The sequence below is a fragment of the Amycolatopsis rhizosphaerae genome, assembly GCF_007713715.1.
GTDB classification, from domain to species: Bacteria; Actinomycetota; Actinomycetes; order Mycobacteriales; family Pseudonocardiaceae; genus Amycolatopsis_E; species Amycolatopsis_E rhizosphaerae.
The window spans coordinates 1-8489 of the sequence record NZ_VJWX01000310.1; the positions used below are offsets into that span (position 1 = coordinate 1).

General features: G+C 69.2%; 5 protein-coding genes. 2 read left to right on the plus strand and 3 right to left on the minus strand.

Translation table 11 applies throughout. The annotated features are described in order from the left end of the window. Positions 1-64: 64 nt before the first annotated feature. The gene (topA, locus tag FNH05_RS25385; RefSeq protein ID WP_425458488.1) at positions 65-3019 is read right to left on the minus strand and encodes a type I DNA topoisomerase; all 2955 of its coding nucleotides are present in this window, start codon (positions 3017-3019) and stop codon (positions 65-67) included. A 103-nt stretch (positions 3020-3122) separates the two neighbouring features. On the opposite strand from topA, the gene FNH05_RS25390 reads away from it, so the two are divergent. Continuing rightward, positions 3123-3959, plus strand: a complete 837-nt coding sequence (locus FNH05_RS25390; protein ID WP_144591224.1) for a trypsin-like serine peptidase — start codon at positions 3123-3125, stop codon at positions 3957-3959. A gap of 96 nt (positions 3960-4055) precedes the next feature. Here the strand turns inward: FNH05_RS25390 and FNH05_RS25395 are convergent, their stop codons facing one another. Beyond that, positions 4056-4670 carry a hypothetical protein gene (locus FNH05_RS25395; RefSeq protein WP_246127936.1) on the minus strand — a complete coding sequence of 205 codons (615 nt, stop codon included), beginning with the start codon at positions 4668-4670 and terminating at the stop codon, positions 4056-4058. 133 nt (positions 4671-4803) lie between these two features. After that, complete coding sequence (locus FNH05_RS25400; protein WP_144591225.1) at positions 4804-7098, minus strand: sodium-translocating pyrophosphatase; 2295 nt, start codon at positions 7096-7098, stop codon at positions 4804-4806. Between the two features lie 237 nt (positions 7099-7335). Here FNH05_RS25400 and FNH05_RS25405 point away from each other — a divergent pair. Then, positions 7336-8489: DEAD/DEAH box helicase (locus tag FNH05_RS25405; protein ID WP_144591226.1), on the plus strand; the 1154-nt coding region annotated here is incomplete at its 3' end.

The window sequence follows — 8489 nt, forward strand, 5'->3', positions numbered from 1 at the left end:
TACCCGCTCCCCGGACACGCATGCCGGGCCGCGGCGGGATCCACCCGCGAGGGTGCCGCTACTTCTACGCGGCGGCCTTCTTCCTCGCCGGCGCCTTCCGCTTCGGGGCAGGACCCTTCGCCCGCTTCTCGGCCAGCAACTCCGCGGCCCGCTCCGCGGTGAGCTCTTCCACGCTGTCGGCCTTGCGCAACGTCGCGTTGAACTCCCCGTCGGTCACGTACGGGCCGAAGCGGCCGTCCTTGACCACCATCGGCTTGCCCGACACCGGGTCGTCGCCCAGTTCCTTCAGCGGGGGCTTCGCGGTGGCCTGGCGACCGCGTCGCTTCGGTTCCGCGTAGATCTTCAAGGCCTCGTCCAGCGTGATGGTGAACAGCTGGTCCTCGGTTTCCAGCGAACGCGAGTCCGTGCCCTTCTTCAGGTACGGGCCGTAGCGGCCGTTCTGGGCGGTGATCTCGTCACCGGACTCGGGATCCTTGCCGACCACTCGCGGCAGCGACAGCAGTTTCAGCGCGTCCTCGAGCGTCACCGTCTCCACCGACATCGACTTGAACAGCGACCCGGTGCGCGGCTTCGCCTTCTTGGCCTTGCTGGTCTTCTTGGCGCCGTCCTCGGCCGCCTCCTCCGGTTCCGGCAGCACCTCCGTGACGTAGGGGCCGAACCGGCCTTCCTTGGCCACGATCTCGTGCCCGCTCACCGGATCGGTGCCCAGCATCCGCCCTTCCTGGGGCGTGGCGAACAGCTTTTCGGCGATCTCGGGGGTCAGCTCGTCCGGCGGCAGATCCTCGGGCAGGTTCGCCCGCTGCGACTTCCCCTCGGCGTCTTCCCCGGTCTCCGCGCCGTGCCTTTCCAGGTAAGGGCCGTAACGGCCCACCCGCACGTAAACCGTGCGCCCCTGGTCATCGGTGAACAGCGGGATCGAGTTGATCTCCCGGGCGTCGATGTCCTCGACCCCGGTGCCGACCAGCTTCTTCAGGCCGCCCAGCCGCCCGATCGAGCCGTCCACGCCCTGTTCCCCGCCGAAGTAGAACTTCGACAGCCACCGCGTGCGCTGCTCGTTGCCCGAGGCGATGCGGTCGAGCTCGTCCTCCATCGCGGCGGTGAAGTCGTAGTCCACCAGGCGCTCGAAATGCCGTTCGAGCAGCGCCACCACGGCGAACGCCACCCACGACGGCACCAGTGCGGAGCCCTTCTTCCACACGTACCCGCGGTCCTGGATGGTGTTGATGATGGAGGCGTAGGTCGACGGCCTGCCGATGCCGAGCTCTTCGAGCTTGCTGACCAGGCTCGGTTCGCTGTAGCGGGGCGGCGGCGAGGTGTTGTGGCCGTCCGGCACCAGTTCGGCGGCGGTGAGCGCCTGGTCCCTGGTCAGCCGCGGCAGACGGCTCTGCTTGTCGTCGGCCTCGCCGCCGGCCTCGGTGTCGACCGCCTCCACGTACGCCTTCAAAAAGCCCGGGAAGGTGATCGTGCGCCCGGACGCGGCGAACGTGCACTCCTCGCCGCTGCTCGCGGTGCCCGCGATGCGGACCGACATGGTGGTGCCCTTGGCGTCCGCCATCTGCGAGGCGATCGTGCGCTGCCAGATCATCTCGTAGAGCCGGTACTCGTCGGTGTCCAGCTCACCGGCGACCTGGCCGGGGGTCCGGAACACCTCACCGGCGGGCCGGATCGCCTCGTGGGCCTCCTGCGAGTTCTTGACCTTCCGGGTGTACTGGCGGGGGCTCGGCGAAACGAACTCCGCACCGTAGAGATCGGTGGCCTGGTTGCGGGCCGCGGTCAGCGCCGTCTCCGAGAGCGTGGTGGAGTCGGTACGCATATACGTGATGTAGCCGTTCTCGTAGAGCCGCTGCGCGATGCGCATCGTCCGCTCCGACGAGAACCGCAACTTGCGACCGGCCTCCTGCTGCAGCGTGGAGGTCATGAACGGCGCGTACGGACGCCGGGTGTAGGGCTTCTCCTCGACGCTGACGACCTTGAAGTCCCGGCCGCGCAGCGCCTCGGCGAGCCGGGTCGCATCCGCCTCGGCCAGCACGCGGACCTCGGTCGAGGAGCCCTTCAGCCGCCCGTCCGGGCCGAAGTCCTTACCGCTGGCCAGCCGTGCACCGTCCACCGCGATCATCCGCGCCGGGAAGGTCCGGGGTTCGTCGCTGCCTGCCCCCTGGGCCTCCATCGTCGCGGCGATGTCCCAGTAGGAGGCGGACTGGAAGCGCATCCGCTCGCGCTCGCGCTCCACGATGATCCGCGTCGCCACCGACTGCACCCGGCCAGCCGACAGCTTCGGCATGACCTTCTTCCACAGCACGGGCGAAACCTCGTAACCGTAGAGCCGGTCGAGGATGCGGCGCGTCTCCTGAGCGTCGACCAGGTCCGCGTCGAGATCACGGGTGTCCGCCGCGGCGGCACGGATGGCCTGCTCGGTCACCTCGTGGAAGACCATCCGGCGGACCGGCACCTTCGGCTTGAGCGTCTCCAGCAGGTGCCAGGCGATGGCCTCGCCCTCGCGGTCCGGGTCGGTGGCGAGGTAGAGCTCGTCGGCGTCCTTGAGCAGGCTCTTGAGCTCGGTGACCTTGGCCTTCTTGTCCGGGCTGACCACGTACAGCGGTTCGAAGTCGTGGTCGACGTCGACCCCGAGGCGGGCCCACGGCTCGCCCTTGTACTTGGCGGGCACGTCGGCCGCGCCCCGCGGCAGGTCACGGATGTGCCCCACCGACGACTCCACGACGTAACCGCCGCCGAGGTAAGGAGCGATCTTGCGCGCCTTCGTCGGCGACTCGACGATCACGAGCCGGCGGCGCCCGGCGCCGTTTCCCGCAGCGTCGTGCCCACCCGTCGCTCGACCGCCACCCCCGTTGGCGGCGCCCCGCGCCGCGGTGTTCTTCGCCCGTGCTCCAGCCACGCTGTCCGCTCTCCCGCTCGTTCCCGTCGCTGCTGCGACGCTGTTCAACCAGCCAGTGTGCACTCCGCCAGCCGATTGTGTCCGCCCAGGTGACGCAATGCGCCGTCCATCCTGTGTGAAGCGCATCGGCGCACAGCCGGGCGGTGTTTCCTTTTCCACACCTAGCACGTGACGCGGGACACGTCCCGGTTGGGGCCTTCGGGTAACGGTTCCGCTACGCTCCGGCGCCATGTTGCGCCGCTCCCTCATCGTCCTGTCCGTCCTCCTGCTCGCCCTGGGCACCACACCCGCGGTCGCCGCGCCGCTCGCGGGCTACACCGGCATCGTCAGGCTGAGCAACTGCTCGGGCTCCCTGATCCGATTGCCCACCTCGAAGGACACCGACCCTGCACTGGTCCTGACGAACGGCCACTGCGAAGAGTCCGGCATGCCGGCGCCGGGCGAGGTGATCGTCGACCGGCCGGTCAGGCGCCCGATGACCCTGCTCGGGCAGGACGGCAGCGTCCTCGGCACGCTGCACTCCACGAAGATCGCCTACGCCACGATGACCGATACCGACGTCACGCTCTACCAACTCGACCGCACCTACCGGCAGATCGCCCGCACGCTGGGCGGACACCCGCTCACCCTGGCCGCCGCGCCTGCCGACGTACACACGCCGATCAGCGTCGTTTCGGGATTCTTTAAGCGGACCTGGACCTGCTCCATCGACCGCGTCGTCTACTCCCTGCACGAGGCGGGCTGGGTCTGGAAGATCGCCATCCGGTACACCCCGGAGTGCGACGTCATCCACGGTACCTCCGGCTCGCCGATCATCGACCGGACCAGCGGTGAGGTCGTGGGCGTCAACAACACGGGCAACGACGACGGGGAGGCCTGCAGCCTGAACAACCCGTGCGAGGTCGACGAGAACGGGGTGGTCACCGTGCTGCGCGGCCGCTCCTACGGCGAGCAGACCTACCTCCTCACCGCCTGTGCCGCCCTCGGCAACGAGATCGATCTGAACCTGCCCGGGTGCATGCTGCCCAAGCCCCCGGGTTTCGTCCTGCCCTTGTCCGCTCGGTAGCCGCGAGGGGCCCCCTCACGGCCCTGTTTGCCGGGAGGGGGTCCCTCACAGCATGGGAAACTTCACCCGTTCGGGTAATTTTCTTCCGGGCTGTCGTCAGCGGGTGGCGGGAGTCTGCGGCGCGGTTTCGCGCTCGGTCAACTGCCGGCACACGGGCGCCCGCTGCGCCCCCGCCGAGAGCTCCGGAACCGAAGCGAAACCCGACAGCGGATCGATCGCGGCCACCTCGTCGAGCGGGCCGCGCGCATCCCGCAGGATGCCGGGCGGAATCGAGGCGGCCCCGCGTGCCCGGTCCAAGCGCTGCTTCGCAGCGGCCGCGTCGGCGCGGACGCCGGTGAACCGCTCGACCATGGTGTCCCGCGCCTGATCGGCGCCCGGAACCGGGCCCGGTGACAGCGCCCGCAACCCGTCGACCGCCTTGTCCAGCCCCCCGATCATCGTGCCGAGCAGTGCGCCGGAGGTTTCCACCGCGCGCCGGGGACTGCTCGGATCGATCGCGGGCAGGTTCGCCAGCTCGTCCACAAGGGATCCCACTGCGACGCAGTAGTCGTTGGCCCACTGGGTGATCGCGTTCTGCCGGTCGGACTCGGTGCTCGTGGCCTGCCTGCTCACGCCGGACGTGCCGGGAGCCACCACGGGACGGCCGCACGAGGCGAGACCGGCGCACAGCCCGGCGCAGAGAAGCAGAAAGACCACCGTCCGGGGTCGCACGCGAACACCTCCCCGACAACGCGAGCTTGTCCCGACGGTACAGATCAACTTGCCGCCTGCAAATCCTGGGCTGGACCCGCGCAGAAACCGGGCCCGCCACGGAGGTCCGTGGCGGGCCCGGTAATCCCGACGATCAGGCGGTCTTGGCTGGTGCCTGAGCACCCGCCGGGGTGTCCGCAATCGCGGTGCCGCGCCGCTTCGACACGACCACCGCGACGACGATCACGGCCAGCGAGACCAGCGAGATCGCCAGCCGCACCCCGAACGAGGCGTCCGGGCCGATCGAGAACTGCACGACCGCGGGTGCGATCAGCACCGAAACCAGGTTCATCACCTTGATCAGCGGGTTGATCGCCGGACCGGCGGTGTCCTTGAACGGGTCACCCACGGTGTCGCCGATGACCGTCGCGGCATGCGCTTCGGAGCCCTTGCCGCCGTGATGCCCGTCCTCCACCAGCTTCTTCGCGTTGTCCCATGCGCCACCCGAGTTGGCGAGGAAGATCGCCATCAGGGTGCCGGTCGCGATGGCGCCCGCCAGGTAACCCGCCAGGGCACCGGTGCCGAGCCCGAAACCGACCGCGATCGGCGCGAACACCGCGAGCAGACCGGGGGTGGCCAACTCCCGCAGCGAGTCGCGGGTGACGATGTCGACCACCCTGCCGTACTCGGGGCGGGTGGTGCCCTCCATGATCCCCGGGATGTCGCGGAACTGGCGGCGCACCTCGTAGACCACCGCGCCCGCGGCCCGCGAGACCGCGTTCACGGCCAGGCCGGAGAACATGAACACCACCGCGGCCCCGATCATGACACCCACCAGCGTGTTCGGGCTGACGATCGTGTCGATGAAGGACTTCACGCCTGCCGCGGTGGATCCGATCGTGCCCAGTGCCTTCGTGATCGAGTCCTGGTAGGAACCGAACAGCGCGGTCGCGGCGAGCACCGCGGTGGCGATCGCGATGCCCTTGGTGATCGCCTTCGTGGTGTTGCCGACCGCGTCCAGTTCGGTCAGCGTCTGCGCCGCCGCCTCGTCCACGTCTCCCGACATCTCCGCGATGCCCTGCGCGTTGTCCGAAACCGGGCCGAAGGTGTCCATCGCGACGATGACACCGACCGTGGTGAGCAGGCCCGTGCCCGCCAGTGCGACGGCGAACAGGGCTACCGAACCGCCCAGCAGGTAGGCGCCGAACACGGCCGCGCCGATGACGAGCGCGGTGTACACGGCGGACTCGAAGCCCACCGCGATGCCGGACAGGATCACCGTCGCCGCACCGGTTTCGGACGTCTTGCCGACGTTCTTCACCGGACCGTGCTCGGTGCCGGTGAAGTAGCCGGTCAGCCGGAGGATGATGCCGGCCAGCACGATGCCGATGATCACCGCGACGGTGGCGATCACCGCCGGGTTGCCCTGGCCCGTGAAACCCTGCCCGAACTCGCTGAACGAGGGGGGCAGGAACACGAACGCAGCGATCGTGCACAGCACCGCCGAGATGACCGCGGAGATGTAGAACGAGCGGTTGATGGTGACCAGCCCGCTCTCGTTGGGGCGGGCCTTGGTGATGTAGACGCCGATCACCGCGGTGATCACGCCGATCGCAGGAACGATCAGCGGGAACAGCAGACCGGCGGCACCGAACGCGGTGCTGCCCAGAATCAACGCGGCAACCAGGGTCACCGCGTAGGACTCGAAGAGGTCCGCCGCCATCCCGGCGCAGTCGCCGACGTTGTCGCCCACATTGTCGGCGATCGTCGCCGCATTGCGCGGATCGTCCTCGGGGATGTTCTGTTCGACCTTGCCGACGAGGTCGGCGCCCACGTCCGCGGCCTTGGTGAAGATCCCGCCGCCGACACGCATGAACATGGCGATCAGTGCGGCACCGAAGCCGAAGCCTTCGAGCACCTTCGGCGCCTGGCCCGCGTAGGCCAGCACCACGATGGACGCCCCGAACAGGCCCAGCCCAACAGTGATCATGCCCACGACGCCCCCGGTGCGGAAGGCCACCCGCATCGCCTTCTCCCGGCCACTTCCCGGCTCCCGGGAAGCCGCCGCGACCCGCAGGTTCGCCCGCGTGGCCAGCCACATGCCCAGGTAGCCGATGGTGAACGAGAACACGGCGCCGACCAGGAAGAAGATGGAGCGGCCGATCCGCTCGTTCCAGTCGTCCGCCGGTAGCGCGAACAGCAGTAGGAACACCACCACCCCGAAAACGGAGAGGGTGTTGCGCTGCCGCTTGAGGTAAGCGGCCGCCCCTTCCTGCACGGCCTTCGCGATCTCCTGCATCTTCGGAGTGCCCTGGCCGGCGGCCAGCACCTCCTTGAGCAGCACGAAACCGATCGCCAGTGCAGCAAGGGCGACCACGGCGACCACGGCGACCACGCCGTAGTCACCCCCGGAGAGCTTGAGGCCCTCCGCGAGGAATTGCCGGGACATCCGTCCTCCTGGAAACGTCGCCTGGTACCAGCGACGGCCCTGCTGCGGGACAGCCTTGCCGACACTGGCATGGGATCTACACCACAAGTGGTGCCGTTTGCGGGAGTGTATTGGTAATGGCACTACCACGGTCAGGGCGTCCCGCAACGAACACTCTCTGTATATGTGACCCTGCTCACTGTTAGCGATCTTGGTGTGATTTTTAGGCCTGTCGTACACCTGTGCGACCCTGGTCGGGTGGCAGAGAGCAAGCGGGCACGGCGGCTGCTGAACCGTGTCACCGCCGGCATCCCGGAATCGGCCGATCCGGTGACCCACGTGGCGGAGCAGCCTGCCCGCGAGGCCCAGTGCGCCGACTGGCCCGCCTGGGCCCATCCGGACGCGGTGGCGGCGCTGCGTGAATCCGGGGTCGAGCAGCCGTGGACACATCAGATCGAGGCGGCCTCGCTCGCCCATGCCGGGAAGCACGTCGTGATCTCGACCGGCACCGCCTCCGGCAAGTCCCTGGCCTACCAGTTGCCGGTGCTGTCCACCCTCGCCGAGGACGACCGGGCCTGCGCGCTCTACCTGTCCCCGACGAAGGCGCTCGGCGCCGACCAGTTGCGTACCGTGTCTTCTTTGGACATTCCCGGGGTGCGGGCCGCGTCCTACGACGGTGACACCCCGATGGGGGAACGCGATTGGGTGCGCGCTCATGCACGGTGGGTGTTCACCAACCCGGACATGCTCCATCGCGGAATCCTCGCCTCACACGCCCGGTGGGCCCGGCTGTTCCGGAAGCTCGCCTACGTGATCGTGGACGAATGCCACGGGTACCGGGGTGTGTTCGGTTCCCACGTCGCGCTGCTGCTGCGCAGACTGCAGCGGGTGGCGCACCGGTACGGTTCGTCGCCCGTGTTCGTGCTGGCCTCGGCGACCATGGCCGATCCCGCCGGGTTCGCGCGACGGCTCATCGGGCAGGAGTGCGCGGCCGTGGTGGAGGACGGCTCACCACGTGGCGCCCGGACGGTCGCGCTGTGGGAGCCACCGCTGCTCGAGGACTTCTCGGGGGAGAACGGCGCCCCGGTGCGGCGGTCGGCCGGCGCCGAAGCCTCTCGCATCCTGGCCGAACTGGTCGTGGAGGGCGCCCGCACGCTGGCTTTCGTGCGCTCGCGCCGGGGCGCCGAGCTGACCGCGCTGGGCGCCCGCCGGATCCTGTCCGAGGTGGACGACAAGCTGGCCGGGCAGGTGGCCGCGTACCGGGCCGGTTTTCTGCCCGAAGAGCGGCGCAAGCTCGAACGCGCCCTGCTGACCGGTGAGCTACTGGGGGTGGCCACCACCAATGCCCTGGAACTGGGGGTGGACATCGCGGGGCTGGACGCGGTGGTGGTGGCCGGGTATCCGGGCACTCT

What these genes read in the sequence shown, in the direction of transcription:
- topA (WP_425458488.1), bottom strand. Translation starts at nt 3,019, where the DNA reads ATGCGCTTCACACAGGATGGACGGCGCATTGCGTCACCTGGGCGGACA.
- FNH05_RS25390 (WP_144591224.1), top strand. Translation starts at nt 3,123, where the DNA reads ATGTTGCGCCGCTCCCTCATCGTCCTGTCCGTCCTCCTGCTCGCCCTG.
- FNH05_RS25400 (WP_144591225.1), bottom strand. Translation starts at nt 7,098, where the DNA reads ATGTCCCGGCAATTCCTCGCGGAGGGCCTCAAGCTCTCCGGGGGTGAC.